This is a genomic window from Embleya sp. NPDC055664 (genome assembly GCF_053618075.1).
The window spans coordinates 138,179-164,261 of the sequence record NZ_JBSHGZ010000003.1 but is presented as its reverse complement, the minus strand read 5'-3'; the positions used below and the strand labels follow the sequence as shown (position 1 = coordinate 164,261).

General features: G+C 73.6%; 23 protein-coding genes and 1 riboswitch. Of the genes, 6 read left to right on the top strand and 17 right to left on the bottom strand.

The features are described 5' to 3' along the window. Positions 1-100: 100 nt before the first annotated feature. Positions 101-1,897 carry an AAA family ATPase gene (locus ACWGR4_RS06495; protein WP_380002053.1) on the bottom strand — a complete coding sequence of 599 codons (1,797 nt, stop codon included), beginning with the start codon at positions 1,895-1,897 and terminating at the stop codon, positions 101-103. 682 nt (positions 1,898-2,579) lie between these two features. On the opposite strand from ACWGR4_RS06495, the gene ACWGR4_RS06490 reads away from it, so the two are divergent. Beyond that, positions 2,580-3,728, top strand: a complete 1,149-nt coding sequence (locus ACWGR4_RS06490; RefSeq protein ID WP_452129585.1) for a PucR family transcriptional regulator — start codon at positions 2,580-2,582, stop codon at positions 3,726-3,728. A gap of 354 nt (positions 3,729-4,082) precedes the next feature. Here the strand turns inward: ACWGR4_RS06490 and ACWGR4_RS06485 are convergent, their stop codons facing one another. From ACWGR4_RS06485 to ribD, 8 genes are all read right to left on the bottom strand, one after another. Further along, a complete protein-coding gene (locus tag ACWGR4_RS06485; protein WP_380001320.1) occupies positions 4,083-4,550 on the bottom strand; it encodes a PH domain-containing protein in 468 nt (155 codons plus the stop codon). Positions 4,551-4,615: 65 nt separating this feature from the next. Continuing rightward, on the bottom strand, positions 4,616-5,479 hold the full coding sequence (gene hisG / locus ACWGR4_RS06480; RefSeq protein ID WP_380001318.1) for an ATP phosphoribosyltransferase: 864 nt from the start codon (positions 5,477-5,479) through the stop codon (positions 4,616-4,618). Between the two features lie 150 nt (positions 5,480-5,629). Next, positions 5,630-5,893, bottom strand: coding sequence for a phosphoribosyl-ATP diphosphatase (locus tag ACWGR4_RS06475; protein WP_371863190.1), 264 nt, complete (start codon positions 5,891-5,893; stop codon positions 5,630-5,632). A 55-nt stretch (positions 5,894-5,948) separates the two neighbouring features. Next, positions 5,949-6,440, bottom strand: a complete 492-nt coding sequence (gene ribH / locus ACWGR4_RS06470; protein WP_126642970.1) for a 6,7-dimethyl-8-ribityllumazine synthase — start codon at positions 6,438-6,440, stop codon at positions 5,949-5,951. 192 nt (positions 6,441-6,632) lie between these two features. Next, positions 6,633-7,943: a bifunctional 3,4-dihydroxy-2-butanone-4-phosphate synthase/GTP cyclohydrolase II gene (locus ACWGR4_RS06465; RefSeq protein ID WP_380002051.1), complete on the bottom strand. Its 1,311-nt coding sequence runs from the start codon at positions 7,941-7,943 to the stop codon at positions 6,633-6,635. Positions 7,944-7,984: 41 nt separating this feature from the next. After that, the gene (gene pnuC, locus ACWGR4_RS06460; protein ID WP_380001316.1) at positions 7,985-8,647 is read right to left on the bottom strand and encodes a nicotinamide riboside transporter PnuC; all 663 of its coding nucleotides are present in this window, start codon (positions 8,645-8,647) and stop codon (positions 7,985-7,987) included. Next, entirely contained in the window at positions 8,644-9,285 is a 642-nt protein-coding gene (locus ACWGR4_RS06455) for a riboflavin synthase (protein ID WP_452129586.1), read from the bottom strand. The genes pnuC and ACWGR4_RS06455 overlap by 4 nt, the downstream gene beginning before the upstream one ends. A 3-nt stretch (positions 9,286-9,288) precedes the next feature. Beyond that, positions 9,289-10,365: a bifunctional diaminohydroxyphosphoribosylaminopyrimidine deaminase/5-amino-6-(5-phosphoribosylamino)uracil reductase RibD gene (ribD, locus tag ACWGR4_RS06450; protein WP_452129603.1), complete on the bottom strand. Its 1,077-nt coding sequence runs from the start codon at positions 10,363-10,365 to the stop codon at positions 9,289-9,291. Positions 10,366-10,530: 165 nt separating this feature from the next. Next, positions 10,531-10,675: riboswitch (FMN riboswitch) on the bottom strand. Between the two features lie 187 nt (positions 10,676-10,862). Between ribD and rpe the strand changes: the two genes are divergently transcribed. Continuing rightward, entirely contained in the window at positions 10,863-11,537 is a 675-nt protein-coding gene (gene rpe / locus ACWGR4_RS06445) for a ribulose-phosphate 3-epimerase (RefSeq protein ID WP_380001312.1), read from the top strand. 164 nt (positions 11,538-11,701) lie between these two features. Here the strand turns inward: rpe and ACWGR4_RS06440 are convergent, their stop codons facing one another. From ACWGR4_RS06440 to def, 5 genes are all read right to left on the bottom strand, one after another. Then, positions 11,702-12,481, bottom strand: coding sequence for a class I SAM-dependent methyltransferase (locus ACWGR4_RS06440; RefSeq protein WP_452129587.1), 780 nt, complete (start codon positions 12,479-12,481; stop codon positions 11,702-11,704). A gap of 38 nt (positions 12,482-12,519) precedes the next feature. Further along, positions 12,520-13,245 carry a hypothetical protein gene (locus tag ACWGR4_RS06435; protein WP_380001308.1) on the bottom strand — a complete coding sequence of 242 codons (726 nt, stop codon included), beginning with the start codon at positions 13,243-13,245 and terminating at the stop codon, positions 12,520-12,522. A 172-nt stretch (positions 13,246-13,417) separates the two neighbouring features. Then, the gene (locus ACWGR4_RS06430) at positions 13,418-14,812 is read right to left on the bottom strand and encodes an RsmB/NOP family class I SAM-dependent RNA methyltransferase (protein WP_452129588.1); all 1,395 of its coding nucleotides are present in this window, start codon (positions 14,810-14,812) and stop codon (positions 13,418-13,420) included. A 5-nt stretch (positions 14,813-14,817) separates the two neighbouring features. Then, positions 14,818-15,750 carry a methionyl-tRNA formyltransferase gene (gene fmt / locus ACWGR4_RS06425; RefSeq protein WP_380001304.1) on the bottom strand — a complete coding sequence of 311 codons (933 nt, stop codon included), beginning with the start codon at positions 15,748-15,750 and terminating at the stop codon, positions 14,818-14,820. Positions 15,751-15,756: 6 nt separating this feature from the next. Beyond that, entirely contained in the window at positions 15,757-16,302 is a 546-nt protein-coding gene (gene def / locus ACWGR4_RS06420; protein WP_380001302.1) for a peptide deformylase, read from the bottom strand. A 329-nt stretch (positions 16,303-16,631) separates the two neighbouring features. Here def and ACWGR4_RS06415 point away from each other — a divergent pair, with 329 nt between their 5' ends. Both ACWGR4_RS06415 and ACWGR4_RS06410 read left to right on the top strand, forming a co-directional pair. Continuing rightward, complete coding sequence (locus ACWGR4_RS06415) at positions 16,632-17,240, top strand: RNA polymerase sigma factor (RefSeq protein ID WP_452129589.1); 609 nt, start codon at positions 16,632-16,634, stop codon at positions 17,238-17,240. Beyond that, positions 17,237-18,436, top strand: a complete 1,200-nt coding sequence (locus ACWGR4_RS06410; RefSeq protein WP_380001298.1) for a hypothetical protein — start codon at positions 17,237-17,239, stop codon at positions 18,434-18,436. Before ACWGR4_RS06415 ends, ACWGR4_RS06410 begins: the two co-directional genes overlap by 4 nt. 256 nt (positions 18,437-18,692) lie before the next feature. Here the strand turns inward: ACWGR4_RS06410 and ACWGR4_RS06405 are convergent, their stop codons facing one another. Then, positions 18,693-20,921, bottom strand: coding sequence for a primosomal protein N' (locus ACWGR4_RS06405; RefSeq protein ID WP_452129590.1), 2,229 nt, complete (start codon positions 20,919-20,921; stop codon positions 18,693-18,695). 193 nt (positions 20,922-21,114) lie between these two features. Beyond that, the gene (locus ACWGR4_RS06400) at positions 21,115-23,193 is read right to left on the bottom strand and encodes a restriction endonuclease (protein ID WP_452129591.1); all 2,079 of its coding nucleotides are present in this window, start codon (positions 23,191-23,193) and stop codon (positions 21,115-21,117) included. A 259-nt stretch (positions 23,194-23,452) separates the two neighbouring features. Between ACWGR4_RS06400 and ACWGR4_RS06395 the strand changes: the two genes are divergently transcribed. Next, positions 23,453-23,830, top strand: a complete 378-nt coding sequence (locus ACWGR4_RS06395) for a hypothetical protein (RefSeq protein WP_380001288.1) — start codon at positions 23,453-23,455, stop codon at positions 23,828-23,830. Between the two features lie 74 nt (positions 23,831-23,904). Here the strand turns inward: ACWGR4_RS06395 and ACWGR4_RS06390 are convergent, their stop codons facing one another. Next, entirely contained in the window at positions 23,905-24,420 is a 516-nt protein-coding gene (locus ACWGR4_RS06390) for an excalibur calcium-binding domain-containing protein (RefSeq protein WP_452129592.1), read from the bottom strand. 164 nt (positions 24,421-24,584) lie between these two features. Here ACWGR4_RS06390 and ACWGR4_RS06385 point away from each other — a divergent pair, with 164 nt between their 5' ends. After that, positions 24,585-25,997, top strand: coding sequence for a WS/DGAT/MGAT family O-acyltransferase (locus ACWGR4_RS06385; protein WP_452129593.1), 1,413 nt, complete (start codon positions 24,585-24,587; stop codon positions 25,995-25,997). Positions 25,998-26,083 lie beyond the last annotated feature (86 nt).

The following is a 26,083-nucleotide window of genomic DNA, read 5'->3' as shown; positions in this document are numbered from 1 at the left end:
CCGGCTACGACCGGGTCGGACCGGACCGGGCCGGGTCGGACCGCATCCGCCCGCCTCGGTGCGAGTGGTGACCGGATACGCCTACCCGTGCCACGCCCCGCTATCCCCGGCCGTCGGCCAGATCCCCGTACGCCTGGAACAGGTCGGACAGGCGCAGTGTGGTCAGCTCGGCCAGATCCGGGCCCTCCGGCAACTCGACCAGGCGCACGTCCCGATACATGCAGCACTTCTCGTACAGGGTCCGGACGAATCGGGCGTTGCCCAGTTCGTCGATCCAGCCCTGCTCGCGGACGTGCCCGGTGATGCTGCGCAGCTCGGCCGCCGCGTCCTCGTCCCAGGTGTCGCCGCCGCCGGCCGCCATCACCTCGGCGATTCGGGCCAGGTCCTCCGCACCGTAGGAGGGGAACTCGACCCGGGTGGTGAAGCGCGACGTCAGGCCGGGGTTCGAGGTGAGCAGCCGGTCCATGCCCTCGGGGTAGCCGGCCAGGATGATCACCAGCCGGTCGCGGTCGTCCTCGGCCCGCTTGAGCAACACCTGGAGCGCTTCGTCGCCGTACGCGTCGCCCTTGGAGTAGCCCACGTTGGTGAGGCCGTACGCCTCGTCCACGAACAACACGCCGCCCAGCGCCGAGTCGATCAACTCGCTGGTCTTGACCGCGGTCTGGCCCAGATACTCGCCGACCAGGTCGGAGCGCTGCGCCTCGACCAGGCGATCGCTCTCCAGCAGGCCGAGCGCCGCGAAGACCCGGCCGAGGAGGCGGGCCACGGTGGTCTTGCCGGTGCCGGAGGGCCCGGAGAAAACGAAGTGCCGCTTGGGCGCCTGCGCGGGCAGGCCCTGCGCCTCGCGCAGCCGGGCCATCCGCATCTGCGCGGACAGCGCCCGGACCTGGCGTTTGACCGGCTCCAGGCCGACCATCGACTCCAATTCGGCAAGCACGAGGGCGAGTTCCTCGGGGGCGGCGGCGGGGCGCATCGGCGCCGCCCGGTCGGCCGCCCGCGCGTCGACGTCGGCCTGTGGGTCGGCCTCGCCGTCCGGGACGGGCTCCGGCTCGCGCTCGGTCTCCACCGCCGGCGGCGGCCCGGCGGGCGGGGGCGCGGTCGCGGGTATGGGCGGGAGCACGTCGGGCAGCGGGCCGCGACCGACCACGGGGCCGGCCAGGCGCGCGGTCATCCCGCCGTACTCGTCCAGCGGCTCGCCCGCCGCCAGCGAGGACAACCTCGCGGCGGTGTCCATGAACGACGGGTCGGCCTGGTGCACCGCGCGGTACAGGGGCAGCGCGGCCGGGGTGCGGCCGGTCTCCTCGTACGCGCGGGCGAGCCAGTAGCGCAGCTCCTTGCGCTGCGGGTGCTCCGAGCGGCAGCGCACCAGGGCGGTGGCGAGCACCTGTTCGGCCTTGGCGTACAGCCCCAGGCGGACCCGGGCCATGCCGGCGAACAGGCCCGCCTCGACGCCGAGCAGCGCGTCGTCGTCCAGGCCCGCGGTGTGCCGGAGCAACTGCTGCCAGTCCTTGCCCAGATAGGCCCGACAGGCGAGCAGGAAGCGGGTGGCGGCGTCCTGTTCGGCGGGCGGGCACAGGGCGAGCGCGGCGTCCAGCTCGGGCAGGTGCCGGCCGTCCAACCAGTGCGAGGCGTGCGCGAGCGCGAGGTCGCGCGGGGTCTCCAGCACGAGCTGGACCCACCAGCCCAGCCAGTACCAGGAGTTGAGCGGCCGACCGTACTTCGCGCGCTGCTCCCCGAAGCGCTCGCGATGGGTGTGCATGGCGACCACCGCGGTGGCCACCTCGACCTTGAGCGCGTGCAGCCCCAGCCAGGCGTCGGCCATACCCGGGTCGGCCTCGACCGCGGCCCGGAACTGCACCTCCGCCTGGCCGTATTCGCCGGCGACATAGGCGTCCATGCCGCGCAACCAGGCCAGTTCGGCCGGACTACCGGTGCGTGCGCCACGTTCGGTCTGTCCCACGGTGGACCCCCCTTCCCCCGGCCGGTCCTCTCCGCGTGCCCGTGTCCCCGAGGGGACTTCGAGAGGATGTCGGCCCGCTGCCGATGAATCCCGGTGCGCCCATTCCGCTCGATCGGCGACGCCCCTTAAAGCCTCTCCCGTTCCGCTGTCCGTCACGCACGCATCGGTCACGGATGGTGTCCGTTTCGCCACGCGTTCGCCCCCCGGGGCATCGTACCGAGCGGGAGCGGTCAAGCCGAGGGGCGAATGGGACTCGAGGTGGTGAGCCGCCGCCGGCGGCGGATGCGAGCCGGGGGCGCGGCGGGGGCGGTGAAGTCCCCCGGGGCGGACGCGAGTCGGCCCGGCGCACACGAGGAAGCCCCCGGTCGCGGGGGAACGATCGGGGGCTTCGTCTCGGCGCGGGACCGGGGCCGTCCTCGGGGTCGCCGCTGTACCGCAAGTTATGGCGATCCGGACACAACGGTCAAGCGCGCCACGCGGGTAAATCCCGGGACGGAATCCGAAGTTGCCGAGACGGCCCTCGCAGAGGGATCGTGCGCCGGGCGCACTCCGGGGGTGCACTGCCCGCACGCTCTCGGCGGTGCTGACGCGCTCGTGTTCGTAACGCTACGGTCGGTATATGGGCAACCTCGGGGACGCGGGCGGAACGGCAACCGGGGGCGAACCGCAGTTTCGTCCCGGGGACAAGAGCGGCGGAGCCGGCCGCGCGACGGTGGCCGGAGCGGCGCCGCGTCGGCTGCCGCCACGGCGCCGCAAGGTGGTCGGGGGCGGTGCCAGCGCCCCCGAGCCCGACCCGACCCCGCGCGCCCGGGTCGCGGGCGCCTCGACCGCGTGGGAGGCGGGCAAGGACCCGCGCCCGCAGCCCACGGTCCCGGCACCCGCAGCGCCCCCGGACGCGGGCGGCCCCGGGCAGGCGGTACGGCCGGGCGGGCGGCCGCTCGTGGACACCGCGATCGGCTTGGCGGGGCGGCTGACGCAGGCCGCCGCCGACGCCAAGTACCGCAGCGACCTGATGCGCGACCTGCTGACGGGGCGCGGCGCGGACCTGACGGGCTGGGCGGTATTGCCGACCGGGCCGCTCCTGGTGGTGGTGGCCGAGGCCGACCCGCCCGCGGCCGGCCGCGACCCGAGGGCGATCCGGGCCGGGCAGGAGGCACTGGCCCTCGCCTGGTCCGGCGCGGTCGGCGCACGCGCCCCGGAGGCCGCGGTCGCCGCGTATCCGCGCGAGGTGGTCACCCTGCTCGGCGCACCCGCCGACGGCCAGGCCGCCCGGCTGGTGACCGAACTCGCGGCCGTGGTGCACGCGGATTGCGGCCCGACGATCCGCTCGTTCACGACGGGGGTGAGCCGACCGGCGGAGTCACTCGACGCGCTGCCGGCCGCGTACGAGCAGGCCCGCCGCGCGGTCGCCGCCGGTCGGCGCATCCACGGCCCCGGCGCGGTGGCCGACTTCGACCAGCTCGGCGTCTTCCGACTGCTCAGCCTGATCCCCGATCCGAGTGAACTCGACCGCTTCGCCCGCGAGGCCCTGCGCACACTGGCCCACCCCCGCGACCCCGAGGCAGCCGACCTGCGCAACACACTGCAAGCGCTGCTCGACACGAACCTGAACGTGGCCGAAACGGCACGGCGGCTGTATGTGCACTACAACACGCTGCGGTATCGAATCACCAAACTGGAGCGACTGCTCGGCCCGTTCACGCAGGATCCGCATCTGCGCCTGAACCTGATGATCGCGCTACAGATCGTCCGCATACAGGGTCGCTGACGCTCCGCGGGGGGCGGGGGCAGGCTCGCGGTGCGCGTCGGCTGCGCCGGCCCGACACGGGGGCGGCCGGCCTCCGGCCCGGCTGTCCTCAAACGCCGGACGGGCCGGCGGGTTCGGGCACGGGCGCGGGTGGGCGCGGGTGGGCGCGGCACGCTCCGTTGCGGGGGCGGGCGGCATGGGGTCGGGTCGGGTGCTTCCGGCGGGCGTTGCGCTTGTCGTTGCGTGGGCTGGTCCGGGGCGGTCTGAGTCGCGGGGTGGGCCGCCGCCGGCGTGCGGAGCTCCGGAGTCGGCCGAGATGCGACCCCCGCCGGAAGCGCCCGGCCCACTCGGGAGAGCCCCGGCGGCTCCGGCCCGCTAGCGTGCCTCGGGGGCTGTGCCGTAGTGGTCGGCCAGGGTTCGGAGTTCGCGGGCCGCGGTGATGGCGGCGGATTTGCCGTTGGAGGTTTGGATGCCCATTACCGGCAGCGTGTCGCCGTTGGACATGTCGATGTAGACCCACGGGTCGCCCTGGCGGAGGTACACGCGGACGATCTGGGCCCATTCCAGATGTGTGGTCCGCAGCAGGTTGACCACCGTCACGCCGTCCGCGGCGGCGACCACCTTCGGGCGGCCCAGCATCACCATCGCGCCGAGGCCCAGGACGCCGGTGGCCGCGACGCCCATTCGTGAGCCGAATCCCCAGCCGCCCTTCTCCGGCAGCATCACCGCCAGCACGCACAGCCCGACCAGGATGATCGCGCCGAGCACGCCGGTGATCAGCCGACTGCGCCTGGCGTACCAGGTACGCGGGAGCGGGGGGTCGACGGGGGTGGGCTCGCTCATAGGGAAACGGTTCTCCGGAGGGTGGCGGTGGTCGGCCCGCCGGGTGACGGGCCGACCGGACGGGGTCAGAGGCGGCAGGCGTGGATCCCGGTGACCAGGATCGCCCGCGCGCCGATCTCCCAGAGGTCGTCCATGATCTGCTGGGCGTTCTTGCGCGGCACCATCGCTCGCACCGCGACCCAGCCCTCGTTGTGCAGCGGGCTGACCGTCGGCGACTCCAGGCCCGGGGTCAGCGTGACCGCCGCCTCGACCCGCTCGACCCGGATGTCGTAGTCCATCATCACGTAGCTGCGCGCGACCAGGACGCCCTGGAGCCGGCGCACCAACTGCTCCAGCGCCGGCGAGGTCTCCGCGCCGGCGCGCCGGATCAGTACCGCCTCGGAGCGCAGGATCGGCTCGCCGAACACCTCCAGGCCCGCCTGGGCCAGCGTGGTGCCGGTCTCCACCACGTCGGCGATCACGTCGGCGACGCCCAGCTGGATCGCGGTCTCCACCGCGCCGTCCAGCTTGACCAGTGCCGCGGCCTCGATGCCGTGCTCGGCGAAGTCGCGCTGGACGATGCCGATGTAGGAGGAGGCCACCCGCAGTCCGGCCAGCCCCTTCTTGCCCTGCTCGGCCAGCTCGCGCGCGATCGGCGCGGGCGCGGCGTAGCGGAACGTGGCCGGAGCCAGGCCCAGTTGCAGGATCTCCTCGGCGTCGGCGCCGGAGTCCATCAGCAGGTCGCGCCCGGTGATCCCGGCGTCCAGTCGGCCGGAGCCGACGTAGATCGCGATGTCGCGCGGGCGCAGGAAGAAGAATTCGACGTTGTTGTCGGGGTCGGTGAGGACCAGTTCCTTGGAGTGCTTGCGCTGGCGGTAGCCGGCCTCATGCAGCATCGCCGACGCAGGCTCGGAGAGGGAACCCTTGTTGGGGACGGCGATGCGCAGCATGGAATGACCCTTCGGGATGGTGCTGAACCGAGTGGAGCGGAACCGAGTGGAGCGATACCTGGTGGAGCGATACCGAGTGGAGCGAATCGGGTGGATCTCAGGGGTACGGCTTCGTCCCCGGCCCGGGTGGTGGGCCGGGGACGGCGGCTGTCACAGGTGAGCGTATACGTCCTGGAGGGAGATGCCGCGGGCGACCATCATCACCTGGAGGTGGTACAGGAGCTGGGAGATCTCCTCGGCGGTGCGGTCGGCGCCCTCGTGCTCGGCGGCCATCCACACCTCGGCGGCCTCCTCCACGACCTTCTTGCCGATCGTGTGTACGCCGGCGGTGACGAGCTCGACCGTGCGCGAGCCTTCCTGGCCCGATTCCGCCTTGGCCCGCAGCTCGTCGAAAAGCTGTTCAAACGTCTTCATGGTGCCCATCGCGTGGTTGTGGGTGGCGTGTCGAACGGCCCGGCCGACCTGCCGGTCAGGCCGAACGCCACGGTTCGGAGAGCGTACGCAACGCCATCGCGGTCGCGACGGCCGCCTCCACCGCTTCGCGGCCCTTGTCCTCGCGCGAGTGCGGCAGGCCGGCCCGGTCCAGGGCCTGTTCCTCGGTGTCGCACGTGAGCACGCCGAAGCCGATCGGCACGCCCGTGTCGAGCGCGACCCGGGTGAGGCCGTCGGTGGCGGCGGAGCATACGTACTCGAAGTGCGGGGTGCCGCCGCGGATGACCACGCCGAGCGCGACCACCGCGTCGTAGCCGCGGCCGGCCAGCGCCTTGGCGAGCACGGGCAATTCGAACGCGCCGGGGGCGCGGATCAGCGTGGGTTCGGTGATGCCCAGCTCGCTCAGGGCCTTGACGGCCCCGTCCACGAGGCCGTCCATCACGGCGGTGTGCCATTGCGCGGCGACCACGCCCACGCGCAGGTCACGGCAGCCCTCGACGGTCAGTTTCGGGGCTCCTGCGCCACTCATGTCTGTCGTTGTCCTTCGGCTGGAACGGCTCGATGCCCGGGCTGTGTTGCCCGGTTTGTGCACGACTGCGAGCCTGGTTGCGAGATGAGGATGGAGCGGTTCGAACGAGACGAACCTATCGGCGCGGCCGGGACCGCACCGCGTGCGTGTCACCGGTACGGGTGACGTCGGCGGCTCTGGAAAGCCGAGGGGTCACGCGCTGCTGACCGCGCGCCCCTTCGCGTCGACGGCCTCCGCGACCTCGGCGACCGACGGCAGGTCCGCGGTCGGGTCGCTGGGGTCCAGCCAGGGCAGGTCGTGGCCCATCCGGTCGCGCTTGGTCTGGAGGTAGCGCAGGTTGTCCGCGGTGGCGTGCACCGGCAGGGCGACCCGGCCGGTGATCTCCAGGCCGTAACCCTCCAGGCCCGCGCGCTTGGCGGGGTTGTTGGTGAGCAGCCGCATCGAGCGCACGCCCAGGTCGACCAGGATCTGCGCGCCGGTGCCGTAGTCGCGGGCGTCGGCCGGCAGGCCCAGTTCCAGGTTGGCGTCCACCGTGTCGTGGCCGGCGTCCTGGAGTTGGTACGCCTGGAGCTTGTGGATCAGCCCGATCCCGCGCCCCTCGTGCCCGCGCATGTACAACACCACGCCCCGGCCCTCGGCGGTGACCCGGTCCAGCGCGGCGTCCAGCTGCGGGCCGCAGTCGCAGCGCAGCGAGCCGAACACATCGCCGGTCAGGCACTCGGAGTGCACCCGGACCAGGACGTCCTCGCCGTCGCCGATGTCGCCGGCGACCAGCGCGATGTGCTCGACGTTGTCGACCGTGCTGCGGTAGCCGATCGCCCGGAACGTGCCGTGCTCGGTGGGCAGTCGGGTCTCGGCGGCACGCTCGATCGTGCGCTCGGTACGGCGGCGGTAGGCGATCAGGTCGGCGATGCTGACGATCTTGAGGCCGTGTTCGCGGGCGAACGGGATCAGCTGCGGCAGCCGGGCCATCGTGCCGTCGTCGTTGACCACCTCGCAGATCACCCCGACCGGCGCCAGACCGGCCAACTCGGCGAGGTCCACGGCCGCCTCGGTGTGCCCGGGGCGCACCAGCACACCGCCCTCGACCGCGCGCAGCGGGAAGATGTGGCCGGGTCGGGTCAGCTGGGTGGGCAGCGTGTCCGGGTCGGACAGCAGCCGCACGGTGTGCGTGCGGTCGGCGGCCGAGATGCCGGTGTCCACGCCGTCCTTGGCGTCGACCGAGACCGAGTAGGCGGTGCCCTTGCGGTCCTCGTTGACGGCGGTCATCGGGGGCAGCTTGAGCCGGTCCAGGTCGGCACCGCGCATCGGCACGCAGACCACGCCCGAGGAGTAGCGGATCATGAAGGCCATCAACGCCTGCGTGGCCAACTCGCCGGCGAAGATCAGGTCGCCCTCGTTCTCCCGGTCCTCGTCGTCCACGACGACGATCGCCTCGCCGGCGGCCATCGCCTTGATCGCGTCGTCGATGGTGTCGAGGGCCGACTCGGTGGGCGCGCCCATCTGCGCCGGCACCTCGATCTCGGTGGTTTCGCTGCTGGTCTTCACGCCGTTGCCCCTTCCAGGTGCCGTTCTGCCCTGCGGGCAGCCCCCTTGTCCCGGTACCGCCGGGAGCGGTTCCACCAGTCGACGAGTCCGGCGACGCACATCACGAGGAAGACGCCGTAGACCAGTCCGCTGAACACCAGACCGTGCTGCCAGGCGAGGGGTACGCCGACCAGGTCGACCGCGATCCACACCAGCCAGAACTCGAACAGCCCTCGGGCCTGCGCGAGCATCGCCACGACCGAGCCGACGAAGATGTACGCGTCCGGCCAGGGCGCCCACGAGATGCCCGTGTGTTCGAGCAGTTGCGCGAAGCCGACCGTGCCGACCGCCATCAGCGCGACCAGCGCGATCCGCTCGTGGGTGGTGCCGAAGCGGATCTCCACCTCACCGGTGTCGCGCCGCCCGCGCGCCCAGCGCCACCAGCCGTACGCGGCGGCGACGATGATCACCACGTTGCGCATCGCGCTGCCGCCCAGGTGCACGGAGGTGTTGGCGGCGATCAGCAGCGCCGCGCCCACGATCTGTACCGGCCACGCCCACAGGTTGCGGCGCAGCGCGAGCCAGACGGTGGCCAGGGACGCGATCTGGCCGAGCAGGTCGGACCACGGCACCGGCTTGTTCGCGACGGTGAACGCGGCGTCGTTGAGCCAGCCGGTCACGATGCCCTCACCTGTGTACCGAGCCCGGGTGTGCCCGGCCCGTGGGTGCCCAGTCGCTCGACGTACTTGGCGATGATGTCGACCTCGAGGTTGACCGGGTCTCCGACGGTTTTCACGCCGAGGGTGGTGAGCGCGAGCGTGGTGGGGATCAGGCTGACGGTGAAGCTCGCGTCGCGCGCCTCGACGACGGTGAGGCTGATTCCGTCGACGGTGATCGAGCCCTTGTCCACCACGTAGCGGGCCAGGTGCGCCGGGAGGGCGATCTCGACGATCTCCCACTCCTCGCCGGGGGTGCGGGCCAGGATCTCGCCGGTGCCGTCGACGTGCCCTTGGACCAGGTGTCCGCCGAGCCGGCCGCCGAGCACCATGGGGCGCTCCAGATTGACCCGCGAGCCGGTGCTCAGCGCGCCGAGGCTGGACTTGTCCAGCGTCTCCTGCATCACGTCGGCGGTGAAGGTGGCCACCTCGGGGTCGACCTTGTCGTCCACGACGGTCAGACACACACCGTTGACGGCGATCGAGTCGCCGTGTCGGGCACCGGTGGTGACGACGGGGCCGCGGATGGTGATCCGGGCCGAGTCGGTCAGCCGCTCGATGGCCACGATCTCGCCGAGTTCCTCAACGATTCCGGTGAACATGCGTCAGGACTCCTTCGTACGGCCGGCGGAGTGCGGCCGTGGGCGGGCGGTGATGCGGATGTCGGTGCCGAGGCGCGTGACGTCGTCGACGTCCAGTCGCAACATCTCGGAGATGGTGCCGATTCCGGCCGGGCCCAGGGCGGTGGGTCCGGCGCCGAGCAGGGCGGGGGCGAGATAGCCCACGACGGTGTCGATCAGGCCGGCCGCGGCGAACGCGCCGGCGAGGGTGGGGCCGCCTTCGAGCAGCACGGCGCGCACGTCGCGGGCGTACAGCTCCTTCAGCAGCGCGAGCAGGTCCAGTCCGGTGTCCGCGAGCGGTATGCGCAGTACGGCGGCCTCGGGCAGGTGTGCGGCGGCCGCGTCGGGGCCGACCGCGATCAGGGTCGGCGCCGCGTCGTCGAGCACCCGGGCGTCGGCGCGCGTGCGGGCGTGGGTGTCCACGATCACCCGCAGCGGTTGCCGGGCGCCGGGTACGTCGCGCGCGGCCAGGTGCGGGTCGTCGGCGAGCTGCGTGCCGGAGCCGGCCAGCACCGCGTCGACGCTCGCCCGCAGCACGTGGGTGTCGGCGCGGGATTCGACGGAGCTGATCCACCGGGCGCTGCCGTCGGCGGCGGCGCTGCGGCCGTCGAGCGTGGCCGCGTACTTCCAGGTCACGTGCGGGCGGCCCAGGCGGATGGCGGTCAGCCAGGCCCGGTTGCCCGCCGCGGCCTCGGCGGCGAGCAGGCCGCCCTCGGCGTCGATGCCCGCCGCACGCAGCACCGCGCCGCCGCCGGCCGCGGCCGGGTTGGGGTCGGCGACGGCGTAGCGCACCCGGCGGATGCCGGCGTCGATCAGGGCCTGTGTGCAGGGGCCGGTGCGGCCGGTGTGCGAGCAGGGTTCGAGGGTGACCAGGGCGGTGCCGCCGCGGGCCGCCGCACCGGCCGCGCGCAGCGCCTCGACCTCGGCGTGCGGGGCGCCGGCGCGGGTGTGGAAGCCCTCGCCGACCACGGTGCCGTCGGGGCCGAGCACGACACAGCCGACCAGCGGATTGGGACTGGTGTGACCGAGCGCACGGCTCGCCAGCGAGATGGCCCGGCGCATCGCCGAGGTCTCCTCGACCGACGGGGCGGTGTTGCCCTCCACCTCGTGCCTCCTCGCGTTCGACGCGGGGCAACCGGGGTGTTTTCGGGCACAACGACACGACGAATCGACGCGCGGGGATGTCGGCGCACCTTGGGGTACGCGGGCATGCCGCAGTCGCTCGCCGCGCGCCACCTCCCATCCGGACTTTGACCGTCGGTACCGGAATTCCACCGGTTCAGCCGGCCGTCGCTCCACGTGATGCGGGGCGTCGACCGGGTCGCGGACTGTAACCGCCGGTTCGGATTTTCACCGACCCCGGAGCGCGCGTACGTGACTTTCGTACACCTCGAAGTGTGCCACGGCGGCCGACAACGTTGACCGTGGGCAACCTGTGCCGTCCGTCACGGTGCGTTCGTATATCCGAACGCGACTGCGGCGAGGATGATCTGACGATTCGTCAGGTCGCTGGTCGAGGCGGTGCCCGCGGCGGCCCGCTTCGATGAGATTCTGTGCGCATGACCGTGCAGATCAATCCGAGCATCCTGTCCGCCGACTTCGCCCGCCTCGCCGACGAGGTGGCGCAGGTGCGCAACGCCGACTGGCTCCACGTGGATGTCATGGACAACCACTTCGTACCGAACCTCACCCTCGGCCTGCCCGTGGTGGAGAGCCTGATGAAGGCCACCGACACCCCCATCGACATGCACCTGATGATCGAGGACCCGGACCGCTGGGCACCCGCCTACGCGGAGGCCGGCGCGGGCAGCGTCACGTTCCACGTGGAGGCCGCGACCGCCCCGATCAAGCTCGCCCGCGACCTGCGGGCCAAGGGCGCGCGGGCCTCGATGGCGCTGCGGCCGGCCACGCCGATCGAGCCGTACGAGGACCTGCTGCCCGAGCTGGACATGCTCCTGGTGATGACGGTCGAGCCGGGATTCGGCGGGCAGAGCTTCCTGGACGTGATGTTGCCGAAGATCCGCCGGACCCGGCAGCTGATCGCCAAGCACGGTCTGCAGATGTGGCTGCAGGTGGACGGCGGGGTCTCCGCCAAGACGATCGAGATGTGCGCGGAGGCCGGGGCGGACGTGTTCGTGGCGGGCTCGGCGGTCTTCGACGGAACGGACCCGGGTGCGGCGGTGGACCGGCTGCGGGCCCTGGCGACGGGGGCCGCGGAGCGCTGCGCCCATTAGGGCGGGGTTGTTTTGCCCACCCGCCCACCCGTTGCGCTGCGTGAGCACGCTGCGGTTTTCATGGTTCGGGGTCGCCCACGCCGGCCCGTGAAGCTTCGTCACAATGAGTGAAAGCGACGTGTGGCTGCTGGGGTCTCTCGTCGTCCTCGCCGGGGCGGGAGACCTCAGCCGGTCGCGGACCAGATCGTCCAGTGGTCGACTTCGGTGATGGGCGCCCGGGACGGAAGTTTGGACTCGATGTAGGCCGCCAGCGCGTCCAGTTCGGTGTCGGTCAGTTCGTGCAGGAGCGAGCGGCCCGTGCGGGCGCGCAGGTCGGCGCCGACCTCTCGGGCGTCGGTGTAGGTGCGGCGGGTCTCGGCGAGCGCGGTGGTGCGTACGGCGGTGAAGCCGGCCTCGCGCAGTGCCGCCTCGACCGTGGCGCCGGTGGGGCGTCGGGCGGTCTCGATCGCGAGCAGCGCGGGGAACCGTTCGAAGAACCAGCCGCGCAGGTGGGTGGGCGTGCCGGGGCGGGCGACGTCGGCCGGGGTGCGGTCCTGGACGATCAGCGTGCCGCCGGGCGCGAGCAGCCGCCGGGCCTCGCGGAAGCATCCGGCGAGGTCGTCGAGGTGGTGGATCAGCGCCCGCTCGAACACGATGTCGGCGCCGCCGTCGGGCAACCCGGTGGCGTACGCGTCCCCTTCCCGAAACGACAACCCTTCCCGCGGCGACAGCCCGGCCCGCTCCCGGGCGCCGGAGAGGATCGCGGCCGAGAAGTCCACCCCGACCACGCTCGCCGCCCCCAGGTCCAGCCACGCGGTGGTGTACACCCCGCCGCCGCACCCGACGTCCACGACCCGCGCCCCGACCGGGTCCACGAGGTCGCCGACCAGCCGCGCCCAGTCCGCGCCGGCGGTGCGGTGGGTGTACGTGAGGCGGTTGGCGTGGTTGTGGAAGTCGATCGGCATGGCGGCCTCCCGGGGGCATGGCGCAAACTATCTCGACATCAAGATACTTCACGACGAGAGGACGCTTCAAGGTCTCGCCGGCGCCGCCGGATCAGGTACACGCCGGTGCACAGGGTGACCCCGGTCAGCGCGGCAATGTGCTCGCGGCCGGCCAGGTTCGGCTTGACCACCACCTCGGCGATCATCAGCGCCCACACACCCACGAACAGGATCGGCGCCCGGCGCACCATCGCGATGCACACCACCAGGCCGACCACCGCGGCCGAGGGGCCGGTGTCCATGATGTCGCCCTGATGTGCGTCGATGCCGAGCACGTGGTCCGGGCCGAGGCCGACCATCACGCGCGCGGCCAGTGTGCCGGACAGCGTGGCGACGTACGCGATCACCAGGGTCCGACGGGCGCCCAGGTCGAGTTCGGCCAGTCCGAACAGGATCAGCACCTGGATCAGCGCACCCCACACCGGCAGGTCCGGCGCGGGCACGAACAACGACACGGGGGTGCGCAGCAGCGCGAGCGGCAGCGGGATGCCCGCGCTCACCCCGCCCAGCACCCGCACCACGTCGCCGCCCCACGAGGTGCGCCAGGCCAGCCAGAAGCCGAGGCTCAGGAGCACCGCGCACACCGTGAGCGGAATCGCTTTCGGCCCGTGCGCGCGCAGTTCGCGCACGGGCCGCGCGGTGAGCCTGGTCCATTCGCCGCGCACCGCCGCCCCTGTGCGGACGAGCAGGCCGGGGCGCGGGGTGCTGCGGGCGAGCGTGGACATGGGTACGGCGGCTCCTGCGATGGCGGGATGTCGCGACCGCCCGCGGTGCGCGTGGAGCCCGAGGGACGGCCGGTGCGGCCGCGCCCGAAGTGACGACCACCCTCGCCGTTATGCCCCATTCAACCGGATTCAGCCGCGCATCACCCCATTCGGCCGGGCGACCGCCGACCGGTCAGCCCCTCCGACGCAGCAGGGCCAGATACATCGCGTCCGTGGCGTGCAGGTGCGGCCACAGTTGTACGTCCGGCCCGCTGCCCAGGTGCGGTACGCCCGGGAACAGGGGGCGGGCGTCGATCAACTCGGCCTCGTCCGCGCGCAGGATGTCGTCGACCACCACGCGGGTCTCGGCCGGGTGCGGTGAGCAGGTGACGTAGGCGATCACCCCGCCGGGACGGGCCGCCGCCACCGCCGTGCGGAGCAAAGCGCGCTGGAGTTCGCCCAGTTCGGGGATGTCCTCGGGCTTGCGGCGCCAGCGCGACTCGGGGCGGCGGCGCAGCGCGCCCAGGCCGCTGCACGGGACGTCGGCGATCACCCGGTCGAAGCTCCCGGGTCGCCAGGCCGGCCTGGTGCCGTCGGCGGTGATCACCTGATGGTGGGTCAGGTGGCCGATCGCGTTGCGGACCAGGCGGGCGCGGTGGTGGCGGCGTTCGACCGCGAGCAGGGACACGTCGCGGCCCGTGGCGATCGCGGCGAGCAGGCCCGCCTTGCCGCCGGGGCCGGCGCACAGGTCCAGCCAGCGGCTCTCGGCGCCCTCGACCTCGGCGTTCGCCAGCGCGGCGGCGACGAGCTGGCTGCCCTCGTCCTGGACGGCGGCCCGGCCGTCGCGGATCGCCTTGATCGCGGCGGGGTCGCCCTCGGGCAGCGTGGCGGCGTACGGCGACCAGCGCCCGGGGGTGGCCCCGGCCTCGTACAGCTCGGCGAGTTCCACCCGGCCCGGGCGGGCGACCAGGGAGATCACCGGGGCGAGGTTGTCGGCGGCGAGCAGCGCCTCCATCGCGGCGCGGTCGTGCGGGTTGCCGCGCGCGCCCAGTGCGTCCCACAGCGCCTGCACGATCCAGCGCGGGTGCGAGTGCAGGACCGCGAGGTGGCCCTCGGGGTCGTCCTCGTAGGGCGGCGCGATCTGCCGCAACCACGTGTCCAGGTCCTGCTTGGACACCCGGCGCAGGATCGCGTTGACGAACTTGGCCCGGCCGTCGCCGAGTACCGCGCGGGCCAGTTCCACGGTGGCCGAGACGGCCGCGTGTACGGGGGTGCGCATGCTCAGCAGCTGGTGCACGCCGAGCGCGAGCACGTCCAGGACCGGCGGGTCGATCTCCTGGATCGGCCGGTCGGTGCAGGCCGCCACGATCCGGTCGTAGGTACCCTGGCGGCGCAGCGTGCCGTGCACCAGCTCGGTCGCGAAGGCGGCGTCACGGGGGATGATCCGGCGCTCGCGCAGCAGCGCGGGCAGCACCAGGTTGGCGTAGGCGTCGCGTTCGCCGACCGCGTGCAGGACGTCGTAGGCGGCCAGGCGCGCGGCGTCGGGACGCGGGCGGCGGTAGGGGCGTGCGGCGGGGGCGTTGGTCACGGTGCTCAGTTCGTGCCGAGGGTTTCACCGGGCTCGGGGTGTGCGCCCCGGGCCCAGTCGGTGGCGGCCATCATGCGTTTGCCCTGGGGCTGGACCTGGGTGAGTTCGACCGCGTGGCTGCCGGTACCCACGCGGACCACCTTCTTCTCCACCGCGATCTCGCCGGGGGCCAGCGCGTTGTCCCCGGCGCGCAGCCGGACCGGGGCGAGCTTCAGCCGCTCGCCGCGGAAAGTGGTCCAGGCGCCGGGGGCGGGGGTACAGCCGCGCACCACGCGGTCCACGCGCAGCGCGGGTGCGGTGAAGTCGACGCGGGCGTCCTCGACGCCGATCTTGGGCGCGAGGGACACCCCCTCCGGGGACTGCGGGCGCGGGGCGAGGCTGCCGTCGGCGATCCCGTCCATGGTCGCCACCAGCAGGCGCGCGCCGGAGCGGGAGAGCCGGTCGAGCAGGTCGCCGCTGGTGTCGGTGGGCCGGATCTCGTCGGTGACCATGCCGTACACCGGGCCGGAGTCCAGGCCCTGTTCGATCTCGAAGGTGCACGCGCCGGTGATGTCGTCGCCGGCGAGCACGGCGTGCTGCACCGGCGCCGCGCCGCGCCAGGCGGGCAGCAGCGAGAAGTGCAGGTTGACCCAGCCGCGCGCGGGGATCTCCAACGCGACCTTGGGCAGCAGCGCGCCGTAGGCGACCACGGGGCAGCAATCGGGGGCGATCTCGGTGAGCCGGGCCAAAAATTCCGGGTCGCGCGGCTTGGCCGGGCGCAGGATCTCGATCCCGGCCTCGGCGGCCCGCTCGGCCACCGGACTGGCGACCAGTCTGCGACCGCGACCGGCGGGGGCGTCGGGGCGGGTGACCACCGCGACCACCTCGTGCCGGGACTCCAGGAGGGCTTCGAGTGCGGGGACGGCGACCTCGGGGGTGCCGGCGAAGACTAGGCGCATGGGGTTTTAGAGGGCCTTCCCGAAGGTGGAGTGGGGGGAGAACTTCACCTGGGGCGGGGCCTGCCCCGCCCACTCCGCCTCGCGCAGCGCACGCAGCGCGGACTTGCGCTGTTCGCGGTCGAGCCGGTCGATGAACAGGATGCCGTCGAGGTGGTCGGTCTCGTGCTGGATGCAGCGCGAGAGCAGCCGGGTGCCCTCGATGACGACGGGGTCGCCGTGCATGTTGAAGCCCTTGGCGACCACGCCGTACGCGCGCTTGGTGTCGTAGCGCAGACCCGGCAGGGACAGGCAGCCCTCGGGGCCGTCCTGTTCGTCCTCGGACAGGTCCAGGTCGGGGTTGATCAGGTGGCCCACCTCGCCGTCCACCTGGTAGGTGAACACCCGCAGGGCGACGCCGATCTGCGGCGCGGCCAGGCCGCTGCCGGGCGCGTCGCGCATCGTGTCGGTGAGGTCGGCGACCAGTCGACGCAGTTCCTTGTCGAACACGGTGACCGGGTCGGCCTTGCTGCGCAGGACGGGGTCGCCGAACAGGCGGATCGGCTGGACTGCCACGGGTGTGCTCCCCCATCGGTGGTCGGTCGGTGGTCGGTCGTACGGCTGCCGGCGACCGCCGCGCGTGGCGGCGCGGTACACGAGGTGTGCCGCTCGGCGGTGTCGGTCGATCGGAACCGGAGAGCGGCAAGTCTACTGAGCGGGCGCGGCCCGGCTCCCGCATGCCGGGCGTGGGTCGCCGGCGGGGCGGCCCGGGGTACGTCCGGCGACCGTCCGCGTCGGCTTCCGGTGGTGCGCGGAGTGGGGCTCGCGTGCCTCCGGCAAGCCTGGTCGGGTGGGGCCGGCGTACCTCCGGCAACCCTGTCCGAGGTGGCGGACACTCTCCGGGTGTGACGACCGAACAGGAACATCAGGACGGGGACCACGTGTTGTGGGCCCGGGTCCGCGCGGGGGATCGCGACGCGTTCGCGGTGGTGTTCGACCGGCACGCGGGGGCGGTCTACGGCCACCTCCTGCGGCGGACCGGTGACGGCGGTGAGGCCGAGGACCTGACGTCGGCGGTGTTCCTGACCGCCTGGCGTCGCCGTGCGGAGGTGACCTTCGACCGGGACAGCGCACTGCCGTGGCTGCTCGGCACGGCGAACCGCACGGTGGCCAACCGGCGGCGCGCGCTCAAGCGTTACCGGGCGCTGGCCGCGCGGGTGCCGCTGCCCGACCACGAACCCGACCACGCGGACGAGGTGGCCCGGCGGATCGACCGCGAGCGTGCGGCGCAGGCGTTGCGGCGTTCGGTGGCGAAGCTGCCCCGGCACGAGCGCGACGTGGTGGAGCTGTGCGTGTGGGGCGGCCTGGATCAGCAGGCGGCGGCCACCGCGCTGGGCGTGGCGTTGGGCACGGTCAAGGCGCGGATGCATCGGGCCCGCAAGCGGTTGAGCGGCCTGCTGGCCGAAGAGGGCGTGCACGCGAGCACGCACACAGGCATCGAGGAGGCACGATGAGCCCGTACGACGAGGACCGGCTGCCCGGACACGACCGGCGCCGGCGGGAGTTGCTGGCCATGCTCGACACGGAGCCGTCCGGCCGGCACCGGGCGCTGGTACCGGGGATCGCCGCCGGCGCGGTGCTCGCGATGTGCGCCGTGGGGGTGTTGGCCGCGGGGCCGTGGCGGGGGCCGGAGAACCTGTCGGCCGCGGGGCCGGTGGCCGGCCAGGACCCGTCCCAGGGGGTGCCGAGGGAGTCGGCCAAGGCGGGCGACCCGGTGCCGTGGGACGTGGCGAGCCGAACGCTGGCGACGTGTCTGGACAACGGCCGGCGGGCCGCGGTCCCGCCTCCGCCGCCGACCGGATTCGCGACGTCGAAGCCGACGTGGCAGCCCCCGGGGGCGACGATGTCGCCGGGTGGAGGGTGGTCGCTGCCGCCGGGGATGCCGTTGTCGGAGGCGCCCGTGCCGCCGTGGTCGAGCGATCCGGTGCCGCCGGCCGGAACGGGCCGGCCGACCGGGCCGAACGTGTCCCCGACGTCGTCCGGGGGGCCCGCGATCGGGTCCGGGTCGCTGTACTGGCCGGACAAGCCGGCCACGTTCCCGCCGGGCGTCGCGGTGGACGGGGGGCCGCCGCCGCCGCTGACGGCGAGCCCGACGGCGCACGGGGCGCGGACGCCGAGTCCGGCCGGGCCCGACGCGTCGTTGTGGAAGGTGCGCGAGCCGGATTCGGCGTTCAAGCCGTACTTCACCGCCTGGGAGGAGATGCGCAGCGGCATGTTGCGCCCGATGGTCGTGGGCAAGGCGACCAAGCCGGGCCTGGTGGTCTGCCACGGGGAGGCGCCACCGGACTTCCCGGCCCCGACGGCGGCCGACGGCACCCTCGCGGGCCCGTTCGAAGTCCGTCGAAGCATGCTCCTCGGTCCGGTGAACGACCCGCCGCCGGTCTCCGCGGTGTCCACGTGGTGGGGCAGGACCACTGCCTCGGTGGCCCGGATCGTGGTGGAGCTGCCGGACGGACGCACGATCGGCGCGGTGGTCCGCAACGGCGTGTGGTTCGCCGGCATCCCCGGCAACGTCGACGCCCCGCCGCACATCCGCGCCTACGACGCGGCCGGCGCCCTCCTGGCCGACCGCACGGGCGACACGGAGTCACTGCGCTGCACCACGACCCCGACGACCAAGGGCTGCGGAAGCCGGACGCACTGGGGGTAGCCGCCCCTAGCTGCGAGAGGGGCGAACGCCCGAGTCCTCGCGGATCTGCGGGTCCGCGGGGCGGCAGGTCTGCGAGGCAGCAGGGCCGCAACCGACGAGAAACCCGCGGGCATGGCGTCACTCGCGTCGGCGGGTCACACCCGGGTGGGCTCGTGGCACCCGCCGCGCGGCCCCCGGAGCCGGGCCATGAGCCGGGCGCCCGGGGTGCCGCCGGGGGCGCGCCGTCCGGGCGGACCGGGCGCCGCGCCCGACCGCGTCAGCCGATGTCCGGCGGATCGACCCTGATCAGCACCGGATCGGCGGTCCCCCGGGCCAGACGCAACGTCTGTGCCGCCTTCAGCGCGTGTGCCAGTTCCGCGCCGCGGCCGGGTTCGATCCGGAGCAGGACCCGTTCATGGCGCGGCGGTTCGGCCGCCGGCCGGGCCGCCGCGGGGGGTGGCGGCGTGGTGCCGAACAGGGCGCGGGTGAGTTCGGCGCGGGTGTCGGCGGCCCTGGGGTCGGGCCTGGTCGGCGCCGGCGGCGGGGTGCGGGCGACGGTCGGGGCGACCGGGACGGGCCCCAGTACGTCCACCCCGTCCGGCAGCCGCAGCACCGCCAGGAAGTCGGCGATCCCGGCAGGCGGCCCGGTGACCGACGCCATCCGCGACACCGGCGGCAGGTTCAGGTCGGCCCGCTCGCCGAGTTCGGTCAGCGCGTACCCCTGTGGGTCCCACCGCACCAGCGCCTGCACCGGGCGCAGCGTGGACTCGGCGACCACGACCAGCGTGCCGCCCTCCCCCGCCGGGCGGACCAGGCTCGCCGCGTCCAGCCAGCGGCGCAGCGCCTCCTCGCCGGCGCGCAGGTCGGGCCGGGTGAGCAGGGCCCAGCCGTCCAGGAGCAGCGCCGCCGCGTAGCCGCTCGGCGCGACCGGTTCGGCTCCGGGCGTGGCGATGATCAGCGCGGGCAGATCCGGCACGGTGGTCAGGATCGCGTCCCGCCCGGAGGTACGCACCGGCACGGTCGGGAACGCGCGGCCCAACTCCTCCGCGGTCCGTCGCGCACCGATCACGCCCGCCCGGATGCGGTCCCCGCCGCACACCCGGCAATGCCAGTTCGGCGCCGGCCGGGTACACCAACCGCAGGTCAACACCGCGTCCCCGGAGGGCAGTTCGAGCGGCCCCGAACAGTGCACGCAGCGCGCCGGCTCCCGGCAGCGCTGACACGACGTGCGCACCAGGTAGCCGCGTCGGGGCACCTGGACCAGGACCGGACCGCTGCGCAACGCGGAGCGCGCCACGTCCCAGGCCAGGCTCGGCAACCGTGCCGCGCGCGCCGCCTCGTCCCGGGCCAGGTCGAAATCGCTACCGACGGTGCGCACGAGCGGTGCGGCGGCGCGGACGGCGGCGCGGTCGGCGTCCAGCGGCCGGGCCCAGCCGGTGCGGACCAGTTGCGCGGCCTCGACCGTGGTGGAGTGCCCGCCGACGGTGAACGCGGCGTGCTCGCGGGCGGCGCGCATGGCCAGTACCTCGCGCACGTGGGGGTGCGGCGCGTTCTGGTCGGCGTGCGAGTCGTCGCCGTCGTTCCAGACCAGGGCCAGGCCCAGTTCCACCACCGGCGCGAACATCGCCGCGCGGGTGCCCACGACGGCGCGGACCGTGCCCCGGTTGACCGCGAGCCAGCGCCGGTAGCGCTCCTCGGGTCCCAGTCCGGCGGTCAGCGCGACGTGCCGGCCCGGACCGAGCAGCGCGGTCAACGCCGCGTCGACCCGATCCACGGCCTTGGCGTCGGGGACGACCGCGAGCGCTCCCCGACCTCCGGCCAGGGTGGCGGCCAACGCGCGGGCGATCTCGTCCGGCCAGTGCGGTCCGGGCAGCGCGGTCCACACCGTGCGCGGCGACTCCCCCGCGGCGAGCGCGGCCAGGTGCGCGACGCCGGCCGGGTAGCGCGACCACGGCCCGGGCGCGGGCGGCCCGGGCCGTGTCAACGGCTCCCCCGAGGGCTCCGCCTCGGCGCGCGCGTGCCGGGCCGGCAGCGCGAGCTGCACGACGTCGGCGAGGCTGCCGGCGTACCGGTCCGCCACCGCCCGGGCCAGCTCGACCATCGGCGGCGCGAGCACGATCTCGGGCGAGACCACGCTCGCCAACGGGGCCAGCGGCCCGGCGTACGTGCTGCGCTCGACCCGCTCGACGATCACCCCGTCGATCAACCCGCCACCGCGCCGCCGCCCGTCCACGACCTTGGCCCCGAACCGCACCCGCACCCGCACCCCGGGCTGGGCCTGCTCGTCCAGCTTGGCCGGCACCGAGTAGTCGAACAACCGATCCAGGTGCACGAGCCCCTTGTCCACGACGACCCTGGCCACCGGTAGCCGCTCAGCCTGAGCCGGCGCCTTCGGCTTGCGCCCCCGCGCAGCCCGCACGGCCCGCCGCGCCCCCTCGACCCCGAGCACCAGCTGCCCGTCCTCGCCGCTGCTCCCACCAGGATCGTTCGTCGCCACATCGATCATCCTGACAGACGGGTACGACGCATCCCCGCAGGTACGGACACCCCCGGCAGCCCGGCACCGCTCCCCTGACGGGCAACGGCACCCCGCTTCGCATACTTCCAGGTAGGAGGCGGAGGAGATCCGCACCTACCTTCGGCTCATGCTGGACGTCTGAAGCGTCATGCACGCCGGATCGACCCGGGCCGGGCGTGGCCTACTCCACCTCCACACCGTGTGACTCCGCGACGCCCAGTAGGCCGTTGCGGAAGCCGTTTGTGGTGGGGGAGAAAGTCCAGCCGGTGTCGGTGCGGACGAAGGCGCCGAGGACCATGGCGGTTTCGCCGGAGCGGCGGGTCGGGACCGGGTTGGTGCCGAGGTTGCGGCCGTTCGCCTGCTCGAGGCGGGTGAGTTTGGTGCCGCGCAGGGTGCTCAGGTCGCGGCCGGGGGCGTGTTCCTCGTCGACGGCGGCGGCCAGGACCAGCCGGTCGGCCTCGCGGGGCAGCAGGGCCAGGTCGATCAGGAAGCCCACCCCGTCACCGATCCGCACCGCCCCTTCCGGACTGGCCGGGTTGTTGAAGAAGACGAAGTGCTCGTCGCCGAGCACCCGTCCGCGCCGGCATACGAACGCGCACGGGTCCAGCGGCGGCGCGGTCCCCGCGTCCCAGGCCACCTGGACCAGGAGCCGGCTGCCGGGCGCGGCGGCCGTGCCGGTGCCCGGACCCAGCCGACCGCGCAGGCCGTGGCGGGCGAGCAGGCCGACCAACTCCGGCCCGGTGACCAGGCCCAGCGGCTTGTTGCGGATGAACTCGTGGCTGCCGGGCCCGAATTGGGACGTGGTGACCAGCAGGCCCTTGTTCGCGCCGTGGTGCTGTACGGTCCCGGCCAGGTCGCGCACGGCGGTCGGCGGGACGGTGTGCCGGTAGCGCTTGACCTGCACCACGATCGTGCCGCCGCGGATCGGGTCCGGGTCCACCGCGACCACGTCGACGCCCTGGTCGCCGCTGCGCGCGGTGGTCGCGACCTCCATGCCCATGCGCTGGAACAGCTCGGCGATCAGGTTCTCGAACTCGATCGGGTCCATCACGAACAGGTCCGGATCGTCGTCGGCCCCGGGCCGCGCGGGCAGCGTGGGGGTGGGCGCCGGCGTCGGCGCCGAGGCGACGCTGTCCGCGAGCCGGGTCGTGCGTACCGGGGTGGGCCGGTCCGGGCGCGTCGACAGCGTGCCCTCCATCGCCTCCAGGCACGCGACCGCGTCCACCCGGTCCAGGCTGATGTGCCGGAAGTCCTGCGTGCGGGCGGTCACCGTGACCAGGTACGTGCGCCCGGGTCGGCCCGTCGCCGGGTCGATCGCCTGAACGAAGCCGTTCAGCACCACCGAGTCGAGGATGCCCTCGTGGTCGGCGAAGAACAGTTCGGCGAGTATCCGCAGCGCGCTCTGCGCGAGCACGTCGCGGTGGATCGTGCGCCGGTCGGTCGCCGTGCGGGCGACCTCCTTCTCCTGGTCGTCGGTCTTGACGTAGCGCATCCGGGCCACCGCCGGCACCACGTCGACGGTCGGGAGTTCGTGGTCGACCACGAGTTGGCGCTGCGCGGCGTCGAAGGCCACCGTCGACTGGTCGGAGAAGCCCTCCGGCCAGTCCGGCGAGGCGAGCAGGACCCCCTCGAAGTAGTCCTCGATCGCCTCCGGATCGCGCGCCGCGAGCCGCCGCACCAGGTCGTCGACCTGCTCGTTGCGCTGCGCGGCGAGCGCCCGCTGACCGTTGGCCCACTCCTCGAACCGGCGGCGGTAGTCGTTGTATCGCTGCTGCCGCTCGTATTCGGCGGCCTGTGCGGCCCGCAGGTCGTGCTCGTAGCGGGCCTGTGCCTGCGCCCGGTCCTGCTCATAGCGCGAGTGCGCGCCGGGCGCGAACGAGCCCAGGCCGGACGGGGCGGCGACCTGATAGCGCGCCGGATCGGGCATCGGGATCGGCCGGGCCAACTCCCCCGGCTGGAACGGCGGGATCTCCACGGCGGCGCGCAACCGGTCGATGCGGAACCCCGGCGCGCTCAGCCGGGCCCGGAGCACGCCCTGGAGTTCGGCGACGCGCTCCTCGATCTCGGCGGTCCGTCGGGCCACTTCGGCCTCGCGGGCCTGCTGGTAGGCGCGCTGCGCCTCGCGGTCCGCGCGGGCGGCGGCCTTCTGCGCCTCACGGCGATTGCGCTCGTCCGCCCGCTGTTGCTGCTGCCGCGCGCGCAACTCGGCCTCGCGCTGCCGCTGTTGCTGCCGCTGTAGTTCGGCCCATGTCCCCAGCACGCCGGTGCTCCGCCGACTCGCCACGCTATCGCCCTTCCGCCCTGCACCCGTCCGCCCCCACGCTGGATGCCATCCTGCCGTGTTCGACCACTCGGCGCGAAGGCGGTCGGCGGGTCGATCCGCAGGTGGTCGGGCGAGGGGCCGGGTGGGCGGCGGAACGGGGGCCGGACCGGCACCCCGCTCGCGCTCCCGGGTCACGCCGAGCCGTCACCGGCCCCCGCGTGAACCACCACCCCTGGAACCGCTGGACGAACCGCCCTTGGAGCCGCTGCCGGACGAACTGCCGCCCTTGGACCCGCTGGTCGAGCCGCCCGTCGAACCGCCGGACGAGCCGCCCGTGGCCGAACCGCCCGTGTTTCCCGTCGTGGCCGATCCGGAACTCGTGAAGCGCGCGGGATCGGGTGTGTCCGTCGGTCCGGATCGGGTGGCGGTCGGCAACGCGGTGCCGGGGTTCGTGGCGGTCGCGCTCGGGACGGAAACCGTCGTGCGCTTCGGCGGTTTCGGCCGCTTCGACGACTTGCTCCCACCGCCGCATCCCGTCAGGACCAGTACGCCGGCCGTGGTCGCCGCGACGGCGACCGTCCCGACCCGGAAGATTCGTTTCTTCGTACGTCGCATGCTGCACACGCCCCCGTGATCGACTGTCGTAGGACTGTAGCCGGCCCGACCGGCCGCCGCCGGCATCCCCCTCCCCACGGCGGCCGATTCGACTCATTCGCAGGCCGTACCATCCCCGTCCCGGTCCAGGTGCGCGCCGTAGCCGGGTTCGCCGCGATGGATCGGCGCGGCGCCGGCGGCCCGAACCGCGGTGCAGTTCTTGTAGTAGACCGGCCCGTCGCCGCCGGTGCTGCTGCCGCCGGTAGTGCCGGAGGTGCCGGAGCCACCGGACGAACCCGTCCCCGCCGAACCGCCGCTCGACCCCGTGCTCTTGCTCCCCCCGGTGCCGACCGAGTCGCCCGCCGGCGTGGCGGGTGCCTTCGACGGTGTCGGCGTGGAGTTCTTCGCAGCCGCCGACGGCGACGGCGACAACGAGGACGGCGGCGCGGAAGGTGTCGGCGAACCCGACGCGGTGGCCGCGCCCGCCCCGCCGCCGCTCTGCGAGGGCTTCGGCGAGCCGGACTTGCCGCCCCCGTCCCCGTCGCACCCCGCCAATGCCAGGGTCAACACCACCGCCAACGCCGGCACGATCACCCCCGCATGCCGCCGCGTGGATCCGATTTTCGGCATGCCTGTACCCGATGTGCCCATCTGCGAGTTTCCCCCCTCGATATGTGCCGCCCGGACTCTAGCCGCCATCCCCGCCGCTGTCCGCCGGACCCGGGAGCCGGCACCGCTTATCACGTTTCGCCGGGTATCTGGACCGGGCCTCGGAAGGCACCTACGGTGCCTGGATGGACCGATTGAGCGCGATGGATGCCGGGTTCTACTTCGTCGAGGACGAGAACGTGCCGATGCACGTCGGATCCGTGCTGATCTTCGACGGGCCCGCCCCGTCGTACGGCGACGTGATCCGACTGTTCGTCTCGAAGTTGCCGGACGTGCCGCGCTACCGGCAGCGGGTCCGCACGCTGCCGCTGCATCTGGGCCGCCCGGTGTGGGTGGACGACGAACACTTCCAGATCCTCTACCACGTGCGGCACACCGCGGTGCCCGCGCCGGGCGGCGCCGATCAGGTGCGCAACCTCGCCGGCCGGCTGTTCGCGCAGCGGCTGGACCTGACCAAGCCGCTGTGGGAGGTCTGGCTGGTGGAGGGCCTGGCCGACGGCCGCTGGGCGATCATCTCCAAGGTGCACCACTGCCTGATCGACGGCATCGCCGGCACCGACCTGCTGCAGATCCTGCTCGACTGGCGCAAGGACCCGGAGCCGCCCGGGGCCGACGAGTCGGCGGACCTCGACCCGTGGCTCCCGGAGCCCGCGCCGAGCACCGCGGATCTGATCGCGGACGGCCTGCGGGACGCGGTCGCGGCCCCGATCAAGCACCTGGCGGCGGTGCCGGCGCCGGCTCGGGAAATGCGCAGCGGCTCGGAGCCGACCGACATCGTCCGGGCGCCGGCCCGCAGCCTGCCCGGTACCGCGCATCGGCTCCTGGAGACCTCGGCCGGCTCGCTCAACGGCTCGATCGGGCCGCATCGGCGCTGGGTGTGGGCCGATGCGGAGATCGCCGAGATCAAACGGATCCGGAAGGAGTTCGGCGGCACCGTCAACGACGTGATCCTCACCGCGATCACCCGGGGCTTTCGCGATCTGCCGGCGGGGCGGGGCGAGTTGACGTCGGATCAGGTGGTCCGCTCGCTGGTCCCGGTGTCGGTGCGGGCGCCGCGCGAGCGCAAAACGCTCAACAACCGGCTCAGCGCGATCCTGGTGAACCTGCCGGTCGGCGAGGACGATCCGGCGGCCCGGGCCCGCTCGATCCGCGAGCAGATGGACGACCTCAAACGCAGCCGGCAGGCGGCCGGCGCCGATGTCCTCACCAATCTGGGCAACTTCGCCGCGCCGACCCTGCCGGCCCTCGGCTCGCGCACCGCGCTGCGCTTCCCCCAGCGCTTCCTGCAGACGCTCACCACCAACGTCCCGGGCCCGCGCGTGCCGCTGTACATGCTGGGCCGCCCGCTGCGCGAGCTCTACCCGTACGTCCCGATCGCCGGCACGATGCGCATCGGCGTCGGCGTCCTCTCCTACCTGGACCACGTCACCTTCGGCATCACCGCCGACTTCGACGCAGTCCCCGACGCCCAATCCCTCGCCGACGGCATCCGCGCGGGCATCGACGAACTGCTGGATGCCGCGGCCACTTCCCCCTGAACACGCCGGGGCGAAGGGAGGACCGGGGGGCGGGAACGGCACAATGCCGGGATGAGCGCTTCGCGGGACATTCTTGGTCGGTCGGC